This window comes from Mycobacterium sp. NGS18 (assembly GCF_059813185.1).
The window spans coordinates 128,681-150,795 of the sequence record NZ_JCALEC010000007.1 but is presented as its reverse complement, the minus strand read 5'-3'; the positions used below and the strand labels follow the sequence as shown (position 1 = coordinate 150,795).

At 68.1% G+C, this 22,115-nt stretch carries 20 protein-coding genes; 7 read left to right on the top strand and 13 right to left on the bottom strand.

The window, feature by feature from the left end; translation table 11 throughout:
• The first annotated feature begins 97 nt into the window (after window positions 1–97).
• From AC5Y31_RS15040 to AC5Y31_RS15020, 5 genes are read left to right on the top strand one after another with little or no spacing between them, the layout of a single operon-like run.
• A complete protein-coding gene (locus tag AC5Y31_RS15040; RefSeq protein ID WP_499981259.1) occupies window positions 98–3,808 on the top strand; it encodes a nitrate reductase subunit alpha in 3,711 nt (1,236 codons plus the stop codon).
• Entirely contained in the window at window positions 3,805–5,451 is a 1,647-nt protein-coding gene (gene narH, locus AC5Y31_RS15035) for a nitrate reductase subunit beta (protein ID WP_065023660.1), read from the top strand. The genes AC5Y31_RS15040 and narH overlap by 4 nt, the downstream gene beginning before the upstream one ends.
• Window positions 5,448–6,095 (top strand): nitrate reductase molybdenum cofactor assembly chaperone, encoded by a 648-nt coding sequence (gene narJ, locus AC5Y31_RS15030; protein WP_499981257.1) that lies wholly within the window; start codon window positions 5,448–5,450, stop codon window positions 6,093–6,095. Before narH ends, narJ begins: the two co-directional genes overlap by 4 nt.
• Window positions 6,083–6,829, top strand: a complete 747-nt coding sequence (gene narI / locus AC5Y31_RS15025; protein WP_234787296.1) for a respiratory nitrate reductase subunit gamma — start codon at window positions 6,083–6,085, stop codon at window positions 6,827–6,829. The genes narJ and narI overlap by 13 nt, the downstream gene beginning before the upstream one ends.
• Window positions 6,816–7,886, top strand: a complete 1,071-nt coding sequence (locus AC5Y31_RS15020; protein ID WP_499981253.1) for a tellurite resistance/C4-dicarboxylate transporter family protein — start codon at window positions 6,816–6,818, stop codon at window positions 7,884–7,886. The genes narI and AC5Y31_RS15020 overlap by 14 nt, the downstream gene beginning before the upstream one ends.
• Here AC5Y31_RS15020 and AC5Y31_RS15015 read toward each other — a convergent pair.
• From AC5Y31_RS15015 to AC5Y31_RS14980, 8 genes are all read right to left on the bottom strand, one after another.
• Window positions 7,883–9,343 carry an HNH endonuclease signature motif containing protein gene (locus tag AC5Y31_RS15015; RefSeq protein ID WP_499981250.1) on the bottom strand — a complete coding sequence of 487 codons (1,461 nt, stop codon included), beginning with the start codon at window positions 9,341–9,343 and terminating at the stop codon, window positions 7,883–7,885. The two genes, AC5Y31_RS15020 and AC5Y31_RS15015, sit on opposite strands and share 4 nt — an antisense overlap.
• Before the next feature lie 48 nt (window positions 9,344–9,391).
• The gene (locus AC5Y31_RS15010) at window positions 9,392–10,465 is read right to left on the bottom strand and encodes an ABC transporter ATP-binding protein (RefSeq protein ID WP_499981248.1); all 1,074 of its coding nucleotides are present in this window, start codon (window positions 10,463–10,465) and stop codon (window positions 9,392–9,394) included.
• A 4-nt stretch (window positions 10,466–10,469) separates the two neighbouring features.
• Entirely contained in the window at window positions 10,470–11,321 is an 852-nt protein-coding gene (locus AC5Y31_RS15005) for a carbohydrate ABC transporter permease (protein ID WP_065023656.1), read from the bottom strand.
• Window positions 11,318–12,202 carry a carbohydrate ABC transporter permease gene (locus AC5Y31_RS15000; RefSeq protein ID WP_499981246.1) on the bottom strand — a complete coding sequence of 295 codons (885 nt, stop codon included), beginning with the start codon at window positions 12,200–12,202 and terminating at the stop codon, window positions 11,318–11,320. The genes AC5Y31_RS15005 and AC5Y31_RS15000 overlap by 4 nt, the downstream gene beginning before the upstream one ends.
• Window positions 12,199–13,515: an ABC transporter substrate-binding protein gene (locus tag AC5Y31_RS14995; RefSeq protein WP_499981245.1), complete on the bottom strand. Its 1,317-nt coding sequence runs from the start codon at window positions 13,513–13,515 to the stop codon at window positions 12,199–12,201. Before AC5Y31_RS14995 ends, AC5Y31_RS15000 begins: the two co-directional genes overlap by 4 nt.
• Before the next feature lie 6 nt (window positions 13,516–13,521).
• Complete coding sequence (locus tag AC5Y31_RS14990; RefSeq protein ID WP_499981243.1) at window positions 13,522–15,435, bottom strand: YhgE/Pip family protein; 1,914 nt, start codon at window positions 15,433–15,435, stop codon at window positions 13,522–13,524.
• A 3-nt stretch (window positions 15,436–15,438) separates the two neighbouring features.
• Window positions 15,439–16,173 (bottom strand): ATP-binding cassette domain-containing protein, encoded by a 735-nt coding sequence (locus AC5Y31_RS14985; protein WP_065023652.1) that lies wholly within the window; start codon window positions 16,171–16,173, stop codon window positions 15,439–15,441.
• An 82-nt stretch (window positions 16,174–16,255) separates the two neighbouring features.
• Entirely contained in the window at window positions 16,256–17,137 is an 882-nt protein-coding gene (locus AC5Y31_RS14980) for a sigma-70 family RNA polymerase sigma factor (protein ID WP_499981240.1), read from the bottom strand.
• A 74-nt stretch (window positions 17,138–17,211) separates the two neighbouring features.
• On the opposite strand from AC5Y31_RS14980, the gene AC5Y31_RS14975 reads away from it, so the two are divergent.
• Window positions 17,212–17,565 (top strand): DoxX family protein, encoded by a 354-nt coding sequence (locus AC5Y31_RS14975; RefSeq protein ID WP_301635600.1) that lies wholly within the window; start codon window positions 17,212–17,214, stop codon window positions 17,563–17,565.
• Between the two features lies 1 nt (window position 17,566).
• Here the strand turns inward: AC5Y31_RS14975 and AC5Y31_RS14970 are convergent, their stop codons facing one another.
• Genes AC5Y31_RS14970 through AC5Y31_RS14955 form a run of 4 tightly spaced genes read right to left on the bottom strand, consistent with a single transcriptional unit; the run spans window position 17,567 to window position 19,809 of the window.
• Window positions 17,567–18,010, bottom strand: coding sequence for a TOBE domain-containing protein (locus tag AC5Y31_RS14970; protein ID WP_065023649.1), 444 nt, complete (start codon window positions 18,008–18,010; stop codon window positions 17,567–17,569).
• A 32-nt stretch (window positions 18,011–18,042) separates the two neighbouring features.
• The gene (locus AC5Y31_RS14965) at window positions 18,043–18,870 is read right to left on the bottom strand and encodes a nuclear transport factor 2 family protein (protein ID WP_499981237.1); all 828 of its coding nucleotides are present in this window, start codon (window positions 18,868–18,870) and stop codon (window positions 18,043–18,045) included.
• Window positions 18,867–19,439 (bottom strand): isochorismatase family protein, encoded by a 573-nt coding sequence (locus tag AC5Y31_RS14960; RefSeq protein ID WP_499981235.1) that lies wholly within the window; start codon window positions 19,437–19,439, stop codon window positions 18,867–18,869. Before AC5Y31_RS14960 ends, AC5Y31_RS14965 begins: the two co-directional genes overlap by 4 nt.
• Entirely contained in the window at window positions 19,396–19,809 is a 414-nt protein-coding gene (locus tag AC5Y31_RS14955; RefSeq protein WP_499981233.1) for a DUF2784 domain-containing protein, read from the bottom strand. Before AC5Y31_RS14955 ends, AC5Y31_RS14960 begins: the two co-directional genes overlap by 44 nt.
• A gap of 99 nt (window positions 19,810–19,908) precedes the next feature.
• Here AC5Y31_RS14955 and AC5Y31_RS14950 point away from each other — a divergent pair, with 99 nt between their 5' ends.
• Window positions 19,909–20,466 (top strand): RDD family protein, encoded by a 558-nt coding sequence (locus AC5Y31_RS14950; RefSeq protein ID WP_065023647.1) that lies wholly within the window; start codon window positions 19,909–19,911, stop codon window positions 20,464–20,466.
• A 14-nt stretch (window positions 20,467–20,480) separates the two neighbouring features.
• Here AC5Y31_RS14950 and AC5Y31_RS14945 read toward each other — a convergent pair whose 3' ends face one another.
• On the bottom strand, window positions 20,481–21,989 hold the full coding sequence (locus AC5Y31_RS14945) for a carboxylesterase/lipase family protein (RefSeq protein WP_065023646.1): 1,509 nt from the start codon (window positions 21,987–21,989) through the stop codon (window positions 20,481–20,483).
• Window positions 21,990–22,115 lie beyond the last annotated feature (126 nt).

The following is a 22,115-nucleotide window of genomic DNA, read 5'->3' as shown; positions in this document are numbered from 1 at the left end:
CAGCACCGCGGTTGCGTGGTATACCGGGACACAGTGCTGCTCTCGCCGGGATCAGGCTGGCCTCCGGCGAGATCCGCGACGAACGGGAGCCGGGTCGATGACGGCAAGCACATCACGAGCTTCGTTGGCGCCGCTGCTGCCGGGCGGCGAGCCGATCGAGTCGCTGCTGCGGCGAGCCCAGTTCTTCACCCCGGGAATCCCGACACCGGATCACCGAGAGGTGCATCGCCGCGGCGGCCGCGGCGCCGAAGAGTTCTACCGGCAACGCTGGCGGCACGGCAAAGTGGTGCGCTCCACCCACGGGGTCAACTGCACCGGATCGTGCTCCTGGATGGTGTACGTCAAAGAAGGCATCATCACCTGGGAAACCCAGGCCGTCGACTATCCCTCGGTCGGCCCCGACAGTCCCGAGTACGAGCCGCGCGGCTGCCCGCGCGGTGCCTCGTTCTCTTGGTACACCTACTCCCCGGCGCGGGTGCGCTATCCCTACATCCGCGAGCCGCTGTTGGCGATGTGGCGCGAGGCCCGCGACCGGCTCGGTGACCCGGTGGCCGCGTGGGCCGAGATCACCGCAGACCCGGAGCGGGCCGCGCGGTACAAGTCGGCACGCGGCCAAGGCGGTTTCCTGCGGGCCTCCTGGGCCGAAGTCAGCGAGCTGATCGCGGCCGCGCACGTGCACACCGTCAAGGAGTACGGGCCGGACCGCGTGGTGGGCTTCTCCCCGATCCCGGCGATGTCGCAGGTCTCCTATGCCGCGGGCACCCGCTTCCTGTCGATGATCGGCGGCACCATCCTGTCCTTCTACGACTGGTACGCCGACCTTCCGGTCGCCTCACCGCAGGTCTTCGGTGACCAGACGGACGTCCCGGAGTCCGGGGACTGGTGGAACGCGGCCTACCTGATCATCTGGGGCACCAACCTGCCGATCACCCGCACCCCCGACGCGCATTTCATGACCGAGGCGCGCTACCGCGGCCAGAAGGTCGTCGTGGTCAGCCCCGACTACTCCGACCACACCAAGTTCGCCGACGACTGGCTGGCCTGCGCGCCGGGCACCGACGGTGCGCTGGCCATGGCGATGGGGCACGTGGTGCTCAGCGAGTTCTTCCGGGACCGGCAGGTGCCCTACTTCCAGTCCTACGTCAAGACCTACACCGACCTGCCGTTCCTGATCACCCTGCGCCGCCGCGGCGACTCCTATGTCCCGCACCGCTTCCTGACCGCGGCCGACCTCGGCGACACCGCCGAGAACGCCGCGCATCGCACGGTGCTGCTGGACGCGGCGACCGGCGAACCATTCTTCCCGAATGGCACGCTCGCCGACCACTTCTCGGAATCCGGCAAGGGCAGATGGAACCTGGATCTCGGCGAGCACGACCCGCTGTTGAGCCTGCACGGGCGCTACCCGGACGCGGTCACCGTCGACCTGCCGCGCTTCGATATCGGTGACACCGAGGGCGGCGACGCGGTGCGCCGGGGCGTGCCGGTGCACCGTCTGGGCGAGCATCTGGTGGCGACGGTGTTCGACCTGCTGATGGCGCACTACGCCGTGGCCCGCGACGGGTTGCCCGGCGAGTGGCCGACCGGCTACGACGACGCCGACCAGCCCTACACCCCGGCCTGGCAGCAGACCATCACCTCGGTACCGGCGGCGGCCGCGGCCCGGGTGGCTCGCGAATTCGCCCGCAGCGCAGAGCTTTCCCAAGGCCGGTCGATGATCGCGATGGGGGCCGGCACCAACCACTGGTTCCACTCCGACCAGATCTACCGCACCTTCTTCACCCTGACCATGCTGTGCGGTTGCCAGGGCGTCAACGGCGGCGGCTGGGCGCATTACGTCGGCCAGGAGAAGGTTCGCCCGCTGACCGGCTGGCAGCAGGTCGCGTTCGCGCTGGACTGGCAACGCCCGACCCGGCACATGACCGGCACCTCGTTCTTCTACTTGCATACCGACCAGTGGCGCTACGAGCAGTTCGGCGCCGGCGAGTTGTCCTCGCCGCTGGGGCCGGGACTGTTCGGCGGCCGCGCGGTCGCCGACATGCTGGCCCAGGCGTCGCGGCTGGGCTGGACGCCCTCGCACCCGATGTTCGATCGGAACCCGTTGAGCCTGGCCGATTCCGCCGCCGAGGCGGGCAAGCCGGTCGCCGACTACGTGGTGGACGAACTCCAGGCCGGCCGGATGCGGTTCGCCGGCGAGGACCCCGACAACCCGGCGAACTTTCCCCGGGTGATGACGGTGTGGCGGGCCAACCTGCTGGGCTCGTCCGGCAAGGGCATGGAGTACTTCGTGAAGCACCTGCTCGGTGCGCAGAACGCGGTGCGCGCCGAGGAGTCCCCGGAAGCGTTGCGGCCCACCGAGGTGCGCTGGCGTGAGCCGGCGCCGACCGCCAAGCTCGATCTGGCCGTCACACTGGACTTCCGGATGACCAGTACCTGCACCTACTCCGACATCGTGCTACCGGCCGCCACCTGGTATGAGAAGCACGACATCTCGACCACCGACATGCACCCGTTCGTGCATTCGTTCAACCCGGCGATCCCTCCGCCGTGGGAGGCCCGCACCGACTTCGAGGCGTTCGCCACCATCGCCGCCGAGTTCTCCCGGCTGGCCGCGACGCACCTGGGCACCCGCACCGACGTCATCGCCGCACCGCTGATGCACGACTCCGCCGACGAGCTCGCCCAGCCCGGCGGCGCGGTGGCCGACTGGACGCGCGGCGAATGCGAGCCGGTCCCCGGGGTCACGATGCCGAAACTGGTTACCATCGAACGGGATTACCCCGCGGTGGCGGCGAAGATGGCGGCCCTGGGCCCGCTGGTGAACACCCTGGGCACCGGGGTCAAGGGCATCTCGTGGAAACCCACCACCGCGGTCGACTGGCTGGGCCGCCAGAACGGCATCGTGCACGGCGGCCCCGGTGACGGCCGCCCCTCACTGGCCCGCGACGTCCACCTGGCCGAGGCGATCCTGGCGCTGTCGGGGGCCACCAACGGCCGGATGGCGCTGCTGGGCTGGCAGGCACTGGAGGAACGCACCGGGATGCCGCTGGCCGATCTGGCCGAAGAGCGCTCCGGGGAACGGATCACCTTCGTCGACACCCAGGTTCAGCCGCGCTCGGTCATCACCTCCCCCGAGTGGTCGGGCAGCGAGACCGGCGGCCGGCGTTACTCGCCGTTCGTGGTCAACGTCGAGCGCAAGAAGCCGTGGCACACCCTGACCGGCCGGATGCACTTCTTCTTGGACCACGACTGGATCGCCGAATACGGCGAATGGCTGCCGGTGTACCGCCCGCCGCTGAACTATCTGCGCCACTTCGGCGAACAGGGTATGCGCGCCGAGGGACGCCCTGAGGTCACCGTGCGGTATCTGACGCCGCACTCGAAGTGGTCGATTCACTCCGAGTACCAGGACAACCTGCACATGCTGCGGCTGTTCCGCGGCGGGCCGGTGATCTGGATGAGCCCGGCCGACGCGGCGAAAATCGGTGTCGCCGACAACGATTGGATCGAGGCGTTCAACCGCAACGGGGTGGTGGCCTGCCGCGCCGTCGTCACCCACCGGATGCCGGTGGGCACCGTGTTCATGTACCACGCCATGGACCGGCACTTGATGACACCGAAAACCGAGGTGTCGGACTACCACGGCGGCGGTGACAACTCGCTGACCCGGCTGGTGGTCAAACCGACCCACATGATCGGCGGATACGCCCAGCAGTCGTTCGGCTTCAACTACCACGGCCCCACCGGCAATCAGCGCGACGAGATCACCGTCATCCGCCGCCGCTCGCAGGAGGTGTGTTTCCAATGAGAGTGGCGGCCAACGTGTCGATGGTGATGAACCTCGACAAGTGCATCGGCTGCCACACGTGCACGGTCACCTGCAAGCAGGTGTGGACCAACCGGCCGGGCACCGAGTACGTCTACTTCAACAATGTCGAGACCAAACCGGGCATCGGCTACCCCAAACGCTACGAAGACCAGGACCAGTGGCACGGCGGCTGGACGCTGGACCGCAAGGGCCGCCTGCAGCTGAGGGCCGGCGGCCGGCTGCGCAAACTGTTGTCGATCTTCTACAACCCGGATCTGCCCAGCATCGACGACTACGGCGACCCGTGGACCTACGACTACCAGACCGTGATCGACGCACCGCTGGGCACCCCGAACCCGACCGCGCATTCGATCTCCGCGCTGACCGGACGGGACATGAAGGTCAACTGGGGCAGCAACTTCGACGACGATCTGGCCGGGGCTCCCGAGTTGGCGCACGGCGACCCCAACCTGGCGGGCCTGGAAGAACAGGTCAAGATGGAGTTCGAGCAGGTATTCATGTTCTACCTGCCGCGCATCTGCGAGCACTGCCTCAACCCGTCGTGCGTGGCGTCGTGCCCGTCGGGGGCGATGTACAAGCGCGCCGAGGACGGCATCGTGCTGGTCGATCAGGACCGCTGTCGCGGCTGGCGGTTCTGTGTGTCGGGCTGCCCCTACAAGAAGGTCTACTTCAACCACCGCACCGGCAAAGCCGAGAAGTGCACCTTCTGCTATCCGCGTATCGAACAAGGGCTGCCGACCGTCTGCTCGGAAACCTGCGTGGGCCGGCTGCGCTACCTCGGCCTGTTCCTCTACGACGCCGACAAGATACTCGACGCCGCCGCCACACCGGATGCCCAGGATCTCTACGAGGCCCAGCTCGGGGTGTTCTTGGATCCGCACGACCCGCACGTGCAGGCCGCCGCCGAGCGAGACGGTATTCCGCACGACTGGATCGAGGCGGCCAAACGCTCGCCCTGCTACGAACTGGCGGTGCGTCACCGGGTGGCGCTGCCACTGCACCCGGAATACCGCACACTGCCGATGGTTTGGTACATCCCGCCGCTGTCGCCGGTGGCCGATGTGGTGGGCGCCCAAGGCTACGACGCCGACAACCCCGACAACGTCTTCGCCACCATCGATTCGCTGCGCATCCCGATCGAGTATCTGGCCAACCTGTTCACCGCCGGCGACTCGGCGGTGGTGCGCACCGTGCTGCGCAAGCTGGCCGCGGTGCGCGCGATTCAGCGCGCCAAGCAACTCGGCCTGGACATCGACGCCGATCTTCCGGCCGGCGTGGGCGCCACCAGGGACGACCTGGATGACCTGTACCGACTGCTGGCGATCGCCAAATACGAAGAGCGCTATGTGATTCCGCCGGCGCACGCCGAGGAGGCGGGGCGGCTGATGGGCCAGCACGAGCAGTTGTTCTGCAGCCTGGATACCGACGGCGGCCCGGGCATGGGCGGGATGGGGCCGACCGGTCCGCACGGCATCGGTTCCTACTATCCGCCGCACTCTGATTCCGCGTCCGCCGCCAACACGCCCCGGCATGCCGATCGTCCCTCGGGCCGGCTCAACCTGCTCAACTGGAACGGCAGCGACGCCGCCCCGGGAATGTTTCCGCAGCCGGGCCCGACATGAACAGCCGGACTGCGAAACTGGCCTCGGTGCTGCTGCAGTATCCGACCCTGGCGCTGTTCGACGGGCTGCCCGAGCTCGAACGATTCGCAGCAACCGCCGGCCCCAAACCGGCCCGCGAGTCGTTCCGGAAGTTTCTGAACTGGCTGGCCGCCACACCCGCGAGCGACGTCGCCGCGCACTACGTGGCGACCTTCGACCTGCGTCGGCGCTGCGCGCTCTACCTGACCTACTACCGCTACGGGGACACCCGAAAGCGCGGCATGGCGATGGTGGTGTTCAAGGCGGCCTACCGCGACGCCGGCTTCGTGGTCTGCGATGACGACCTGCCCGACTTTTTGCCGATCGTCCTGGATTTCGCCGCCCTGTGCCCGAAGGGCGAGCGACTGCTGGCGAACCATCGCACCGATCTGGAGTTGTTGCGCCGCGCTCTGGTGAAAGCCGAGTCGCCGTACGCCGACGTGGTCACCGCGGTCACCGCCGCCTTGCCCAAGCTCGGCAAGCACGAACTCGGCCGGGTTCGCGCGGCGTGGCAGGCCGGCCCGCCGGCCGAGGAGGTGGGCTTGGAGCCCTTCGCTCCCCCCGATTACCTGGCTGGTTACGGAACCGGCCCCGACGCTGCCGGAGGTGCGCAATGCCACAGATAACCACCTGGGACCTGCTGTGGTGGGTGATCCTGCCGTATGTGGCGATAGCCGTCTTCATCGTCGGGCATATCTGGCGCTGGCGTTATGACCAGTTCGGCTGGACCAGCCGCTCCACTCAGTTGCAGGAGCGGCGGCTGCTCAAATGGGGAGCCCCGCTGTTTCACTACGCCACCTTCGCCGCGATCGCCGGGCACGTGATGGGAATCCTGATTCCCAAGTCGTTCACCGATTGGCTCGGTATTCACGAGACCTGGTACCAGGATTTCTCGGCCATCGGCGGGTCGGCTGCGGCGATCGGGGTGTTGATCGGCGGCGGAGTGCTGCTGCTTCGGCGCACCGCGGTTCCGCGGGTGCGCGCCACCACCAGCGCGGTGGACTACTTGGCGCTGATCCTGCTGGGCATCATCGTGTTGCTCGGCATCTATCTGACGCTGGGAATTCAGAACACCTCGCATTACGAGTACCGCAACACGGTCGGGGTCTGGTTCCGTAGCCTGTTCGCCATGCACCCGAACGTGCACGCGATCGCGGCTGCCCCGCTGATGTATCAGGTGCATGCCGTCGCGGCGTGGGCGATCTTCCTGGTGTGGCCGTTCAGCCGCCTGGTCCATGCCTGGAGTTATCCGCTGTGGTACCTGTGGCGGCCCTACATCGTTGTCCGTAGCCGGATCGCGACCCAACCGAAGGAGCCGGGAACGGGTGGAAAATGGCGGAAAATCGGTGTCCCGTATTGACACTCAACTGAACGAGGGACGGCCCGGCGGCACCCGAGAGGCGGTACGGACACTCAACCCGGGCTACTTCGCGCTGGTGATGGCCAGCGGAATGGTGTCGATGGCGATGTATCACCAGGGCGCCTACCGGTTGTCGGTGCTGCTGCTGTGGGTCACGGTGGTGTCCTACCTGGTTCTGGTCACCGTGTCGGCGGTGCGCGTCATTGCGTTCCCGCACGCATTCCGGGCTGATCTCTCCGATTCCGGTCGCGCATTCGGTCTGTTCACGTTCGTGTCGGCCACCAACGTGCTGGGAGCCCGCCTCGTCATCGACGGGCATACCAGCGTCGCCGCCGGGCTCTTGGTGGTCAGCTCGCTGGCCTGGCTGGTGCTGGGCTATCTGATTCCCTGGACCGCCGTGCTGGGCACCTCCGAGCGGCCGGTGGTGCGGCGCGCCAACGGCACCTGGTTCATCTGGGTGGTGGCCAGCCAGTCCATCGCGGTGCTGGCCGCGGTACTGGAAGTCGACATGCCGGATCCGTGGCGGCAGAGCCTGGCGCTGCTCGCGGTGGTGTCCTGGTCGATCGGGGTGTTCCTCTACGGTGCGGCCGGAATCTTCGTGGCCTTGCGGTTGCTGCTCTACCCGTTGCTGCCCGAGGACCTCATCCCGCAGTATTGGGTGGGGATGGGCGCCTGTGCGATCACCGTGTTGGCCGGCGCGCGGATCGTCGAGATGGCTGATGCGCCGATGGTAAATGCCACCCGCGGCCTGATCGCCGGAACATCGGTGCTGTTCTGGGCCTTCGGCACCTGGCTGATCCCGCCGCTGATCGCCGCAGGGGTGTGGCGGCATCTGGTGCACCACATCTCACTGCGCTACGAGGCCCCGTGGTGGAGCGTGATTTTTCCGCTCGGGATGTACGGAGTGGGCAGCCACTACCTGGGGCAGGCCGACCACCTGCCGATCGTCTTCTTCATCGGCTCAGTGCAGAGCTGGATCGCCTTGGGGGCCTGGACCATCACGTTCGTGCTCATGCTGCATCACCTGACGGTCACCCTGCGTCCGGGGGCGCGCTAGAAGGGTGGTGGATCGTTGCAGGCTGCGAGCGCGCGTCGCTTTGCGGCTTCGGCGGCGATCCGGGCTTCGTTGTGGTTGCGCTCGCACTGCATGCGCGATGCCCGATCCTGCGCCCGGGTGCGCTTGCGCGTTGGCATCATCAGCCCGCGGTTGCCCACCGGTGACCATGCCGGCAGGTTCAGTTCGCCGGTGGGGGCGGCCAGCTGGGGGAAATACAGGGCGCCACCGGGTTTGGTGACGTAGATGTGCCCGGTCGGGGCGGTCCAGATGACGGTGCCGTCGGGTTCTTGGCGATCACGCCACCCGTTCTCGCCGGTCCAGAAGGTCTTGAGCAGGTGATGCAGACGGCACAGCAGCTTGAGATTCGAGGCGTGCGTCGGCCCGAGCGGATACGGAACCGTGTGGTCGATGTCGGCGCATTCGGCCGGGCGCCCGCAGCCGGGAAACCGACACGTCAGATCGCGGCAGCGCACGAAGTCGGCCAGCGCCGCAGACGGTCGATAGCCGGGCTCCGGTGCGGCATCTTGTGGGTGGCGAACCGTGCGCAGCTTGGCCGATTTGGCGAGATTGCGCAGCGCCTGCGCCGAGAGGCCACCGAACCCGGGCACGTATCCGGGCGCCTCCGAGCCGCCCTCGAGAGTGGCCTGCTCGGCCATCACATGGATCACCACCGCACCCACCGAGGCATCGCCGGTGGCCGCGGGGCACTCCGGTGAGCCGCATTCACACGCCATCGTGGCCGCACCTTCGGTGAGCGCTCTTAAGGCATCGGCGCGCCGCTCTTCTTTGGTGCGCGGATCAGCCCTGCAGACTGTGGCGGCCAGTTCACTGAGCCGCTGATCGAAGGCCAACGCATCGGGAGTGCGCACGTCGCCGAAGATCTCCGCCAGGCCCGAATGTTGCGGCATCACACCGATGTGGCGCGATTTATCGAAGGTGCGCGCTTCACGCACCGCAACCGGTTCCAGTACCTGCACCCAGTAGTCGACGGCTTCGATGATGCGGTTGCGCGACCAGGTGCCCCACCGGGCGGCATTGCGCTCCAACCAGCGATCCATCCGCGGCAGCGCACCCGGGTCGATCATCAACTCAGTGCGATGCACCACCGCGGCGACCACCTGGTAGTCCACCACCCCGGCAGCGAACAGCGCTGCGAGTTTGGGCAGCCGCTCCGAGAGCGCCAGGCCGATCCGCAACTGACCTGCCGCGCGGCCGCGGCTGACGCCCTGGGCGGCCGCGATCTCGGCGGCCACGGCGTCCCAGCCGTCGAGGGCCCAAATCTCGCGATCGGCTACGTTCTGCTCGGCCAGCCGCCGGTGATACAGCTCCGCGCCCGCGGCGAACACCCGCGCCAGCGCCGCCGACTGCAGCCGAGCCGCCTGCTGCATGACATCGACCAGGCCCGCGTTGTCGAGGCCACCGATGGCGGCCGGCGAAGGCAGGTCCGATTCGAACATACGTTCGACTATACCGGAAGGGGCCGACACGCGCACGCGCCGGAGGCATCACAGACCGAGCCGCATGCCGTCCGCACTGAAGAAGTGCACCTGCTCAGGATCGGGGCGCAACCGCACGCGGTCGTCGCGCCGCAAGGAGTTGTCGCCCCCCATCCGGGCGGTGACCGCCCGGCGCGGGGCTTGGCCGGATTCGATGATTCTGCCGTGCACGTAGGTGTCGGCGCCGAATTCCTCGACGAACTCCACGTCGACATCGACGCCGCTGTCGTCGAGCACGAGATGCTCGGGTCGCACACCGATTACCAATTCCTCTCCGCTGGCAGCGATTTCGCGCGGCAGAGCCAGGGTGTAGCCGCCCAGTGACACCGCGCCCTGCACGACCGGCACCGTGAACAGGTTCATCGACGGTGAGCCGATGAACCCGGCCACGAACACGTTGGCCGGATGGCGATAGAGCTCGCGGGGCGGCGCGCACTGCTGCAGGACCCCGTCGCGCAACACCGCCACCCGGTCCCCCATCGTCATCGCCTCCACCTGGTCGTGGGTGACGTAGACGGTGGTGATGCCCAACCGGCGTTGCAGTTCGGCGATCTGGTTGCGGGTCTGCACCCGCAGCATGGCATCGAGATTCGACAGCGGTTCGTCCATCAAGAAAACCTGCGGGCGGCGCACGATCGCCCGGCCCATCGCCACCCGCTGGCGTTCACCGCCGGACAGATCCTTGGGTTTGCGACCCAGGTGCGTTTCCAAGCCCAGCAGCTGAGCGGTCTCGGCCACCCGGGCGCGGATCTCGGCTTTCGGCGTCTTGGCGACCTTGAGGGCGAAACCCATGTTCTGCGCCACGGTCATGTGCGGGTACAGCGCATAGTTCTGGAACACCATGGCGATGTCCCGATCGCCGGGGTCGGTGCCGGTGACGTCAGCGCTGCCGATGCAGATCCGGCCCGCATCAACGGGTTCCAGGCCGGCCAGCATCCGCAGCGTCGTCGTCTTGCCGCAGCCGGACGGCCCGACCAGCACCATGAACTCGCCGTCCTCGACCGACAGGTTCAGCTTGTCCAGCGCGGGCCGTTCGGCACCGGGAAAGTGCCGGGTCACCGAATCGAAAGTCACTGCCGCCATTGCGCTACCGCCCGCCGAATCCGGTGGCGGCGATGCCGCTGATGAAGGCGCGTTGCGCCACCGCGTAGATCACGATCAGCGGCGCCAGCATCAGCATGGAGGCCGCCATCAGCACCGGCCACTCGGCGACGTACTCCCCTTGCATCCACACCAGCCCGAGGGTAAGGGTGGCGATGCTCTTCCGCTGAATCATCAACAGCGGCCACAGAAAATCGTTCCAGACGTTGATCCAGGTCAGTACCGCCAGCACCATCACCGCCGGTTTGGCATGGGGCAACAGAATCCGCCAGTAGACACCCCACGGCGAGCACCCGTCCAAGATGGCCGCCTCCTCCAGATCGATGGGCAGCGTCGCGAAGAACTGTCGCATCAGATACGTGCCGAACGCACTGCCGAACAGCCCCGGGACAATCATCGCCCACATGGTGTCGGTCCAGCCGAACACTCGCATCAGGATGAACTGCGGAATCACCGTGACGGTCAACGGCACCATCAGCGTGGCCAGGTAGAGCACGAACAGGGTGTTACGTCCGGCGAACGGCAGCCGGGCGAAGGCGTAACCGGCCAGCGAGCAGAAGAACACCTGCCCGGCCGTCACAGCGCCGGCGTAGAGCACGGTGTTGAACAACATCCGCCAGAACGGCATTCGGGCGAACACGTCGAGGTAGTTCGACCACTGGGGATGCGCGGGCAACAGCATCGGCTGGCTGATCTCGGCCTGGCGTTTCAGTGATCCCGACAGCGCCCACAGGATGGGGAACAGAGCGCAGGCGGCGACGCCGGCCAGGCCGGCGTAGACGCCGAGCAAGCGGGCGATACGGTACCGCGCCGGACGGCTGGTGCGCCGGGGCGTCATTGGTCCACCGCGTTCCTGCGCGACAGCCGCAGTTGGATGATCGTCAATGTCAGCAGCACCGCGAACATCACCCACGCCAGCGCGGACGCGTAACCGAAGTCCAGGAAGGCGAACGCCTGCTGAAAGAGCATGATCGCCAACACGTAGGTGCCGGTCTCCGGGCCGCCGCTGCTGCCGGTAAGGACGTAGACCAGATCAAAAGCCTGAAACGCGTTGATGACCGAGATCACCACCACGAACCACAGGGCGCCGCGGATCATCGGCACCGTGATGGACAAGAAGCGCCGGATCTCGCCGGCGCCGTCGATGCGGGCCGCCTCGTACAGCGACTCGGGCACACCCTGCATAGCCGCCAACAGAATCACCGTCGCGAACGGCACGCTCTTCCACACGCTGACCAGACACAGCGACGCCATCGCCCAGTTCGGCTCGGTCAGCCACGGCACCGCCGAGATGCCGAACCAGCCGAGCATGATGTTGAGCAAGCCGCTGTCGGTGTTGAACACGAACTGCCACACCACCGCGATCACCACCGAGGACACCGCCAGCGGCAGGAAGGCGATCGCCCGGAACAGCCCGATGCCCTTGATCTTGTGGTTCAACAATCCGGCTACCGCCACACTGATCAACACCGTGGGGACCACGGTGCCGATAGTGAACACCGTCGAATTGCGGACCGCGATAGCGAACAGCGGATCGGCGGTGAACAGGTCGGAGTAGTTCGCCGCGCCGACGAACGTCGGCGGACTGAACAGATCCCAGCGCTGGACGCTCATGTAGAGCGAGAACGCCAGCGGGAACGCCATGAACACCGCGACCGCGGCCAGGTTCGGGGCGATGAACCACCGTCCCGCTCGGGCGCGTCTGCGCGTCGGGTTCATGCGGTGGCCAGCACTTCGTCGATCTGGGGCGTCAGTCCGGTCTTCAGACTCGCAGCGGGCCGCTTTCCGCGCAGCACCGGCCCGATGGCGCGGTCCATCAGAGCGTGCACCTTCTGCCATTCCGGGGTGATCGGCAATCCCTCGGAATGCGAAGGGCCGCCGGTGAGCACCGCGAGGTTGCTGATGCCGGCATGGGCTTCAGTGAACCCGGGCGCGGCGATTGCCGATCGCAGCACCGGCACGAACAGGCCGGACTCCCCGATCAGCGACTGCCCCACCGGACCCGCCGCGAATTTGACGAATTCCCAAGCCTGTTGCCGGTGCCGGCTGGTGGCGGCGATGGACAGGCCGGTGCTGCCGATGGCCGAGTGGGCAGCCATGCCCTTGGCGGCCGCGGCCGGCCCGGTCGGCAGCACCGCCACGTCGAAGTCGAGGTCCTCGGCTTGCACGAAGGTCTGATAACGCCAGTGGCCGCCGAACGCCATCGCCGCCTGGCCCGCGGTGAACAGGCCCATGGTGGAGATCGCCTGGGTGTCGGAGGCCGCCGGTGCTACCCGGTGAATGTTGGTCAGGTCGGCGTAGAACTGGATGCCGTCGAGGAAGGCGTCGTCGTCGAAATTCATGTGGGTGGGGTTGAATCGCGGGACCGCCCACGGCGTGCCGTTGTTCATCCCGAACACGGCCGCGGTGTAGGGCGGTGACCAGGTGTCGACGAATCCCCACTGGGTGGTCCGGCCGTTGGGTGCCCGCCGGGTGAGTGCGGTTGCGGTGTCCAGGAATTGGTCGAACGTCCACGGGCGGTCCCAGCGTCCCGGCGGCGGCTGAACCTCGGCCTCGGCGAAGATGCGGGTGTTGTAGAACAGGAAGGCGCCCGACCACTGCTCGGGGAAGGCGTATTGGCCACCGTTGAAGCCGAACGTCTCGTACAGCGCCGGGATGCTGTCGGCGTGCAAAGCCGCGGCGAACTCCGGATCGGCGTCCAGCAGCGGGTTCAGGTCTGCCAGCACCCCGCGGTCGGCCAGCCCCGCGTAGTTGAACTCCCAAGCCATCAGCACGTCCGGGCACCTGCCGCTGGCGCAGAATGTCGATATCAGCTGGGTGGGGTCTCCGCCGGCGAGTACGGTGCGCACCCGGATGTCGGGATGCTCGCGCTGGAATGCCGTCACGATGCGCATCCGGGCATCGGCCTCTTCCGGGTTGGCGGCGAAGAAGAACGTCAGCGCGTCGTCGTCAGCGGTGCAGCCGGCCGGCCATGGTGCCAGCGCGGCCGCACCGAGTAGACCGGCTCCGCGCAGAAAACCCCGCCGCTGCAACGCCTGTCACACTTCGATCGGCGGGTAGAGGCGTTCGAGCGTGTATTGGCGGTCCCGGCGGGCGGCCCAGCTACTGGCGGCCAGTGACACCACGAGGATCCCGGCCAGCACGCCCACCGACATCCACAGCCTGGTGTCGATGCCGCCGACGGTCAGCTGACGTAACCCGTTGACGGCGTATGTCATCGGGTCATAGGGGTGCAGGATCTGAAAGGGCTTCGCGGTCGTCTCCACCGGGTAGACCCCGCCGGACGACACCAGCTGGAACATCAGGAAGGCCAGGGTGACCACCCGGCCGACCGCGACGCCGAGCACCGCATTGAACGCCTGGATCATCGCCAGGAACGACGCGGCGATCAACGCGAGGAACGCGACCATGCCCGCGGCGTAGCGCGCCTGCAACCCGACCCCGAAATGCACCACCGCATACATCAGCACCACCTGGCAGATCCCCAGCAGCAACGCCGGCCAGTAGGAGGCCAGCACCACCCGCAACGCACCGAGTCCGTTGACGATGGCGCGAGTCTGCAACGGCGTCAGCAACATCCACACGATCAGGGAGCCGATGAACAAGGCCAACGGTAGGAAGAACGGGGCGAAGCCGGTGCCGAAGGTGGCGGCGTGATGGGTGAAGCCCATGTCCACTCCGACCGGGCTGGCCAGGATCGACGCCACCTCGACGCGCTGCTGGTCGGTGATCGTCGAGGCGCGCTGATCCGCCTCGCCCAGCCCCGAGGCCAATTGTGCGGCACCGTCTTTGAGTTGATTGCTGCCGTCGGTCAGCTGGACCAGGCCGTCGCTGAGTTTGTGGGCGCCGGCGTCCAGCTCGGTGGCACCGTTGCGTAGCGCGACCAGATCGTTCTTGAGCCCGCCGTCCAGCGCGTGGGTCATGAGCGTGCGCAGTCCGCTGTTGGGGTCGGCCAGATCATTCTCCAGCCGTTGAGTGTTGGCGCGCAGCTGGGCCAGGCCCTCATCGGTGGCCGGATCGATTCCCTTGATGGCCAGCAGACGCTGGGCACCGGCCAGGGTGTCGCCGAGACCGCGCACCGCCGGGTCGGGGTTGGCGTGCAAGGCGTCCACCACCTGGTTGACGATCCCGGCGGCCTGCTGGTAGTTGACGTTGAGTGCCCCGATCCGGTCGGAGACTGTTTTGATGTTGCCGCTCAACGCGGTAGCGGCGGCACCGGCGGCATTCGGGTCAAAACCCATGGCGCCGAGGTCGTCGGTGAGCTTCAGCAGCGGGTCGGTGGCCTGCGCAACGCCGGCCGCCAGCCGGCGGCTGCCGCCGGCAAGCGCGGCGGAGCCATCGCGTGCCGTTACCAGATTGTCGGCCAACGTCTTCGAGCCATCGGAGAGTTGACGCGCGCCGTCGGCCGCCTTGGTGACCTCATCGGTCACCTGGGTCAGTGCGGTGCCGATCACCTGCTGACCGACCTTGGCGCTGACTTCGTTGAGAACCTCGCGGGCGGCGTTCTGCCCCATGATGGAGGCCAGGTAGTTATTGGCGTCATTGAATCGGAACTGGATCTGCGCCTTTTGCGGATGCGGACCCGCGGGCGACACCACCGCCGAGCTGAAGTCGGCCGGCAGCGTGATCGAGAAATAATAGGTGCCGTCGGAAACCCCTTTGGCGGCTTCGCTTTCCGATACCTGATGCAGATCGAGCTGGCCGGAGTCGACCAGCGCGCGAGTGACCTCATCGCCGGCGTGCAACTGGGTTGCCGAGACGGTGGCGCCGGTGTCTTCGTTGACCAGAGCGACCGGGATCTTGTCGATGGCGGCGAACGGGTTCCAGAACGCCCACAGGTACATGGCGCCGTACAGCAGCGGCAGCACGATGATGGTGATCAGGGCCACCCGCGGCATCGTGCCGCGGGAGTAGCGTTTGAGGTCGGTTCCCAACGACATTCCGGCGAGCATGATCTAGTCGTCCCCCTTCTCGTGACGGCCGTGGCTGCTGTGCGCTAACTCGGCCGGCCCCAGATGCGCGACGTGGATCTGCGCTGCGACCCCCGAGCCCTCGGGTACCTCATTGGCCGACGCGGTGACCACGGTCTGCTGCTCGCCCAGCGCGACCAGCCGGCCGATCAGGGCCGCCCGGTCGTGGTCGCTGGTGACCTGATCGATGCTGCCGACCACCAACAACGGCGGCCGCGCGGTATTGGCCAGCGCGATGCGCAGCAACAGTCCGGTCAGTTCGTCGAGCTGCTCGACGTACTCGTGCAGTTGCGGCACCGGCAGATCGCCGAAGACCGGCCGGCAGACTGCGTCGCGCTCGGCGTCCCCGGCGCGGCGCACCAGCCGGTACCACGGTGCGTCCCAGCGGAGCTGTTCGGTGATCAGGTCCCGGACGGTCACCGATTCGAAGATCGCGTCGAGTTGCTCGATGCCGGCCAGCGCACAGACGCCGAAGATGTCGCGGGCTTTGTGGTGCCCGAGGACCGTGATCGTCCCCGTCGACGGTTTCATCCGCCCGGCCAGATTCATCAGCAGCGCGGTGCGTCCCGAGCCGGGCGGGCCGACCAGCACAGTGACCCCGCCGTCCGCGATGTCCAGGTCGAGTGGCCCGAAGACCCGTCCCCACGGCCCGGTCATCGAGATGCCGTGCGCTGTCACCGCGACCGGCTTCTCGTCCGGTTCCTTCGCTTCGTCGGGCATGGGTCTCCCCCTCAACTGCCGAATCGGTTCGCGTGACCCATCAAAGCAGAATTGAGCACCGGTGAGCGGCCGTCACGCGCACTCATGGCCGACCGGTTCCCGGTAGTTGCAGCGTCATGAGCCGCAGGCGATCCGGTTCGCCGGCGATGTCGATGGTGTGAATGCGCCCGTTGCCGATACCGATGCGCAACACGGCCAGCAGCCGGCCGCCGGGGGCGATCGCGATGCCGGGTGCGCCGTCGACCAGCAGCACCGCACCGGCGCGAGTGCGGGCGGTGAAGCGCTGGGTCTCGGTCGCGACATCGGCGGCTCCGCGCAGCTCGGTGGGCACCTCGGCCGGTACCAGCACCGGATCGACCCGCCGCATCACGTCGGGCGCCAACAGCTCGAGCAGCGCGGGGATGTCGCCGCCGCGGGAGGCCGCCAGGAACGCCGTCACGATCTGGTGGTGCTCGGCACGGCGACGCGGTTCGGCGGCCGGCTCGGCGTGCAGCCGTTCCCGTGCCCGGCTGGCCAGCTTCTTGGCCGCATCCGGGGACCTGTCGAGCAGCTCACCGATCTGCTCGAAGGGCACGTCGAACACGTCGTGCAGTACGAAGGCCGCTCGCTGAGCCGGCGACAACCGATCCAGCACCACCAGTAGTGCGCGGCTGACCGCCTCGGAGCGCAGTACCTCCTCCTCGGCGGCGAGCGCGGCCGGCCCATGGTCGAGGGTTTCAGGCAGGGGCTGCTCGCCGCGGCGGGCACGCGCGCGCAGCTGGTCGACGGCGGTGCGTGCGGTGATCGTGGTGAGCCAGCCCGCCAGGTTGTGGACCGCGGTGAAGTCGGCGCGGCTGGCTTTGAGCCAGGCCGACTGAACGGCATCGTCGGCGTCTGCGGCCGAGCCGAGCAGGTGAAACGCCACCGAATGCAGCCGGCTCCGGTGGCCTTCGAACTGCTCCGCCAGATAGTCCACGTTGCTCATGGGTCACCTTTCCCGCCCGGGAGTCGTCATTGACACAGATAGCCACATCCGCCGACGAAAGGAAGAGCAACATCATGAGCGTATCGACCGTTTACCTCGCGGTCATCACCGTCACCGCGGTCGTCACCATCGCCATCGCCATCGCCGATTTCATTCCGGCGCAGTTCGTGCTGGCCAACTCGGCGCAGGTGGGGGTGCCGAGGTCCTGGCTGCCGCTGTTGGGCGGGCTGAAGCTGGCCGGGGGCGCCGGGCTGATCATCGGACTGGCGGGCGCCCCACTGATCGGCGTGGCCGCCGCGGCCGGGCTGGTCGCCTTCTTCGTTGGGGCCGTCGTGACACATCTGCGGGCCAAAGTGTTGTACAACATCGGTTTTCCGGCCGCCTACCTACTGCTGGCCACGGCCTCGCTGGCGGGCTTGCTGGCCTGACTCAGCCGAATTCCGCCGCCGGGTCGGTGTGGCCGGCCGAACCGGCGCGGCGCGGCAGTTCCAGCACGACATTGGTGGCCTTGACCGAGGCGACGACCAGGCTGCCGGGCTGCAGCTGCAGTTCGTCGGCGGCCTCCCGGCTGACCAGCGACACCAGCCGAAACGGTCCGGCTTGCACATCCACCTGGGCCATCACCGTGTCCCGAGTCACCTTGGTGACCAGCCCGACCAGGCGGTTGCGGGCGGATTGGCCCACTACCGGGTTGCGCGACATCGGTTCGACGGAGGCGCGCTCCTGGGCGAACCGTGCCAGCTCGGCCCCGTCGACCATCCGCGGCCCGCTTCCCGTCGTCACCGAGAGGCGCCCGGAGTCGATCCAGCGCCGGACGGTGTCGTCGCTGACTCCGAGCAGCTCGGCGACTTCGGCAATTCGGAAGCTTGGCACGTCGTCGAGCTTATCCTCGACGGCCCGCCGGCTCAGTCTTCTGCGAAGTACCGGATCGTCGTGATTGCCCGGCCGCGCCGGTCCACGTCGGCGAAGAGCACCGCGCGTTGCTGCGCTGAGGTGATCGAGACCGCGACGGTGCTGCCGGCCGCCAGCAGCTTCGTCGGCCGGGCGCCGTCCAGCCGGGCGGCGAGTTCGGCGAGATCCATGGCGGTGTCGTCGCCGAAAGTCATTGTCGCACCGGGTGATAGCGCCGCTGTGACGGTGGACAGCTCGCCGGAGGTCAGAGCGGTGAGGAACGCGTGCACCGGCCTCTTGCCCCGCCCGGCCGGCCGGAGAAATCCGGCGGCGAATCCGGCGGTGCCGCCGAGGCGCTGGTTGCCCAGCAGTGAGCGCGACAGCTGAGCTCCGGCGGGCAGCGCCGCCACGCCGTTGCCGAGGAACTGGCCGATCATCGCCGGGAGCTCCCAGTACGCGCGCAACCGCCGCAGCCTCCATCGGCCGGCAGCCTCGGCGAGGTCTTCGGTCAGGTCGTCTTCGGTCAGGTCGTAGCGCAGGATCGCCGGAATGTGCATGACCACCGTCGGCCCCATCGCGACCTCGAGCTGCAGGTCGCGGATAACCGTCGTGCCGTGCACGATGTCCAGGTCCCGATGGAAGGTGATGTCGCGCGGCCCGATGAACGTGTCGTAGAACCGGCCGATCTGCTCGGGACCGACGTGCGGCCGCGAGCCCACCGGGTCCTCCACCCGGCCGTCGGCGCTGAACAGGCCCACCCAGCCGGTCCGGTCGTGGGCGGCCGCCGCGGCCGGCGACTGCTCGACCGTGGCCAGCAGGTCTCGCGGCGTCGAGTCCGTCATAAGGCTGCCTCCACAACAGCGACACCGGCGCTGCGCATCGCCGCCACCGCGGCGGCCGTCGAATCGGCGGCCACCCCCGCGGTCAAACGCGCCAGCACCGTGGTGGAAAACCCCGCGCGAATCGCGTCTTCGGCGGTGTGGCGCACACAGTAGTCGGTGGCAACGCCGACCACGTCGACACCGTCCACGTGGCGCCGGTGCAGCCAGTCGCCCAGCGCGGTGTCGTGGTCGTCGACGCCGTCGAAACCGCTGTAGCCGGCGTCGTATGCGCCCTTTCGGAAGACCGCGTCGATCCGATCGGTGCACAGGGCGGGATGGAATTCTGCGCCGGCGGTTCCGGCGCGGCAGTGCGGCGGCCAGGACGTCACGTAGTTCGGATGCGGTGAGAAGTGGTCGCCGGGATCGATGTGCCAATCCTGGGTGGCCACCACGTGACCGTAGCGGTCCCCGGCGGCCGCGCTGCGCAGATAGCGGGTGATGTCGACCGCGACCGCGACGGCGCCGGTCACCGGCAGTGCGCCGCCGTCACAGAAGTCGTTCTGTACATCGACGATGATCAGCGCCCGCATGACCACCACCGTATCGCCGGCGCCGCAGCGCTTCCCGGGCGCACAGCGCCCAAGTTCCGATCACGACCGCGCCCACCACGACCTCGACGGCCGGTGTCCAGCCGGCCGGATAGAGCACGCCGGTCAGGTAATGGGCGATGAAACCATCCGGTGGCAGCGGGGCCATCCCGGCGGCCGCACGTGCTCGGCGTTCGAGCCAAGTCAGCGGGCAGTCTTGGTGAGCGGTGGGGATCAGCCCCGCCCACACCACCGCCGGAACATGCAGCCAGAGAGTCCCAGGCCACCGCAGCGCCAGGAAGCCGCCGGCGACGACGTAGCCGACGAACGCCAGGTGCACCGCCACGATGAGCCCCACCGCGATCGGGTACATGGTCCTCCAGTGGCCACCATTTCGCCGTGCGCAGAATCCGCTTCCGTCCGCGACCGCCACGGTACATTGGCGAACACCCGATGATCAGGAGCGGATCTGATGACTTCCGGCGGTTTCGACCCGAATGTCCCCGGCTACGGCCCGGGTTACGGATCCGGTTACGGCCCGCCCGGCGGCTATCCGCCGCCACCGGGTTGGGCGCAGCAGGGTTGGGGTCAGCCGCCGGCAGCGGGACAGAAGCCCGGCGGGCTGGGCAGGCGCTTCTGGGCCCGGTGGCTCGACGGTGTGCTGGTCAGCATCGTGGCGTTCGTCCTGGCGCTGTTCGTGTTCGGCGACGACTATCCGTTCCTGGTGACCGGCGTGTTCTCCGGGGTGCTGACCTACGGCTATTTCGTGTTGTTCGAGGTCACCCAGGGGGCCACTCCGGCCAAGCGACTGCTCGGTCTGGCGGTGCGTGGGCCCGACGGGGTGTCGAAGCCGACCCTGGGGCAGTCGGCCGTCCGCAACTCGTTCACCGTGCTGGCCGTAATCCCCTACCTGGGTCCGCTGCTGGCCTTCATCGCCTACGTCGTGATCGCGCTGACGATCAGCGGCAGCCCGACCAAGCAGGGCAAGCACGACGAGCTGGCCGGCGGCACCCGGGTGATCCGCGCCTGAGCCCGCGGTAGCGGCTAGTGCGCCAGGGTGAAGCCTTCCCAGGCCATCCGGCGCTCGGGCGCCGGGTCGTATTCCACCCGGGTCTTTCGGTCGAACACCATCACCGCGCGGTTGTCTCGGGTGTAGACCGGCCAGTCGTCGCCCGGCACGCCGTCGCGGCTGAAGGCCCGCCAGCGGCGCTGCACCTGACCGCTGACCCGCAGTGCCGCCCGGCGATCCGCGCCGGCGGTCAACAACCGGCCCAATCCGCCGCTGCGGTAAACGTCGAACACGGCGAAGAGTTCGGTGGCATGGGTGGCGCCCAACCCCGACCAGCGCAGCACCCGCGGAGCGAAGTCGTAGCGGTATACGTAGGTAGGCGCATGCACCTCGTGTGCCTCGGCGATCTCCCAGACGGCGGCGTTGAAGGCGAAATCGCCGCCGAGCTGGATGCAGGCCGACCGCTGCGGATACTCCGGGTAGGCGGCGATGATGCGATCACGCACCCCCGCCTCGGTGTTGGCCAGCACGGCCTCGACCATCGGCTCGGTCGTCGGCAGCATCTTCAGGAACCGGGTGAACAAGCGACCCTCCTCGGCGTTGCTGCCGACGATGAGCGGCACCCGATGGGCCGAACCTCGCCGCATCGCCTCGACCGGATCCAGCGGCAACAGGTCGTCGCCGAAAACCGGGCCGATCGGGAACGCGCCCAGCATGTCGCGGGTGCCCTCGGTGAGCAGTCGATCCTGGGCCGCCAGCAATTCGGCCGGCGACACCCGCAGCAGGGTGTGCGCGGCGTCGGAGGCGCGCACCCCGAGCAGCGCGGCGAACCGGCGGGCGAACTCCGCTGCCACCTCGGGACCGCGCACCATGCCCGCGGCGGGGCTTTCGGCGATCGCGCGGGCGAACAGACCTTCGGCTTGCGGCACCCCCAGCAAAGTGGCGACGATGTGCGCGCCGGCGCTTTCCCCGAAGATCGTGACGTTGTCCGGGTCGCCGCCGAAGGCCCCGATGTTCTCGCGCACCCAGCGCAAGGCCAGCACCAGATCACGCAGGTACAGGTTGCTGTCGATGGTGATCTCGGAGGTCGACAGCGAAGACAGGTCCAGGCACCCCAGCGCGCCCAGCCGGTAGTTGACCGAGACGTACACGCAGCCGCGGCGGGCCAGCGCCGCCCCGTCGTAGATCGGGGTCGCCGAACTGCCCAGGATGTAGCCGCCGCCGTGGATGAACACCATGACGGGCAGCGGTCCCGTGCCGGCCTCTTCCGGCGCCACCACATTCAGGGTCAGGCAGTCCTCGCTGGTCGGCTGGAAGCGGCCCGGGCTGAGGATGGTGTACATCCGCTCCTGCGGTGCACAGTTGGTGAACCCGTGGCAGTGCCGCACCCCTGACCACGGCTGCGCCGGCTGGGGCGCCCGGAACCGCAGCGGGCCGACCGGCGGGCGGGCATACGGGATCGAGCGCCATCTGCGCACCCCGTCACCGGCGAAACCCTCCACGACGCCGCTGGCGATGCTGGCCTGCACAGGGTGGTTATGCATGAGCCGAACGGTAGCGAACCGGCCGGCGGTTAGCGAACCTCGACGAAGGAGAGGTGAGGCTGGACCGCCGCTGAGGCACGGCCGGTTAGCGAACCTCGCCGCAGGAGAGGTGAGGCTGGACCGCCG

Coding starts and splice junctions, on each gene's coding strand:
- AC5Y31_RS14960 (WP_499981235.1), bottom strand. CDS start 19,439: ATGCGGGCGCTGATCATCGTCGATGTACAGAACGACTTCTGTGACGGC.
- AC5Y31_RS14975 (WP_301635600.1), top strand. CDS start 17,212: ATGAGCGTATCGACCGTTTACCTCGCGGTCATCACCGTCACCGCGGTC.
- AC5Y31_RS14950 (WP_065023647.1), top strand. CDS start 19,909: ATGACTTCCGGCGGTTTCGACCCGAATGTCCCCGGCTACGGCCCGGGT.
- AC5Y31_RS15005 (WP_065023656.1), bottom strand. CDS start 11,321: ATGACGCCCCGGCGCACCAGCCGTCCGGCGCGGTACCGTATCGCCCGC.
- AC5Y31_RS15000 (WP_499981246.1), bottom strand. CDS start 12,202: ATGAACCCGACGCGCAGACGCGCCCGAGCGGGACGGTGGTTCATCGCC.
- AC5Y31_RS14965 (WP_499981237.1), bottom strand. CDS start 18,870: ATGACGGACTCGACGCCGCGAGACCTGCTGGCCACGGTCGAGCAGTCG.
- AC5Y31_RS14990 (WP_499981243.1), bottom strand. CDS start 15,435: ATGCTCGCCGGAATGTCGTTGGGAACCGACCTCAAACGCTACTCCCGC.
- AC5Y31_RS14980 (WP_499981240.1), bottom strand. CDS start 17,137: ATGAGCAACGTGGACTATCTGGCGGAGCAGTTCGAAGGCCACCGGAGC.
- AC5Y31_RS14985 (WP_065023652.1), bottom strand. CDS start 16,173: ATGCCCGACGAAGCGAAGGAACCGGACGAGAAGCCGGTCGCGGTGACA.
- narI (WP_234787296.1), top strand. CDS start 6,083: ATGCCACAGATAACCACCTGGGACCTGCTGTGGTGGGTGATCCTGCCG.
- AC5Y31_RS14945 (WP_065023646.1), bottom strand. CDS start 21,989: ATGCATAACCACCCTGTGCAGGCCAGCATCGCCAGCGGCGTCGTGGAG.
- narJ (WP_499981257.1), top strand. CDS start 5,448: ATGAACAGCCGGACTGCGAAACTGGCCTCGGTGCTGCTGCAGTATCCG.
- AC5Y31_RS15015 (WP_499981250.1), bottom strand. CDS start 9,343: ATGTTCGAATCGGACCTGCCTTCGCCGGCCGCCATCGGTGGCCTCGAC.
- AC5Y31_RS15010 (WP_499981248.1), bottom strand. CDS start 10,465: ATGGCGGCAGTGACTTTCGATTCGGTGACCCGGCACTTTCCCGGTGCC.
- narH (WP_065023660.1), top strand. CDS start 3,805: ATGAGAGTGGCGGCCAACGTGTCGATGGTGATGAACCTCGACAAGTGC.
- AC5Y31_RS14955 (WP_499981233.1), bottom strand. CDS start 19,809: ATGTACCCGATCGCGGTGGGGCTCATCGTGGCGGTGCACCTGGCGTTC.
- AC5Y31_RS15040 (WP_499981259.1), top strand. CDS start 98: ATGACGGCAAGCACATCACGAGCTTCGTTGGCGCCGCTGCTGCCGGGC.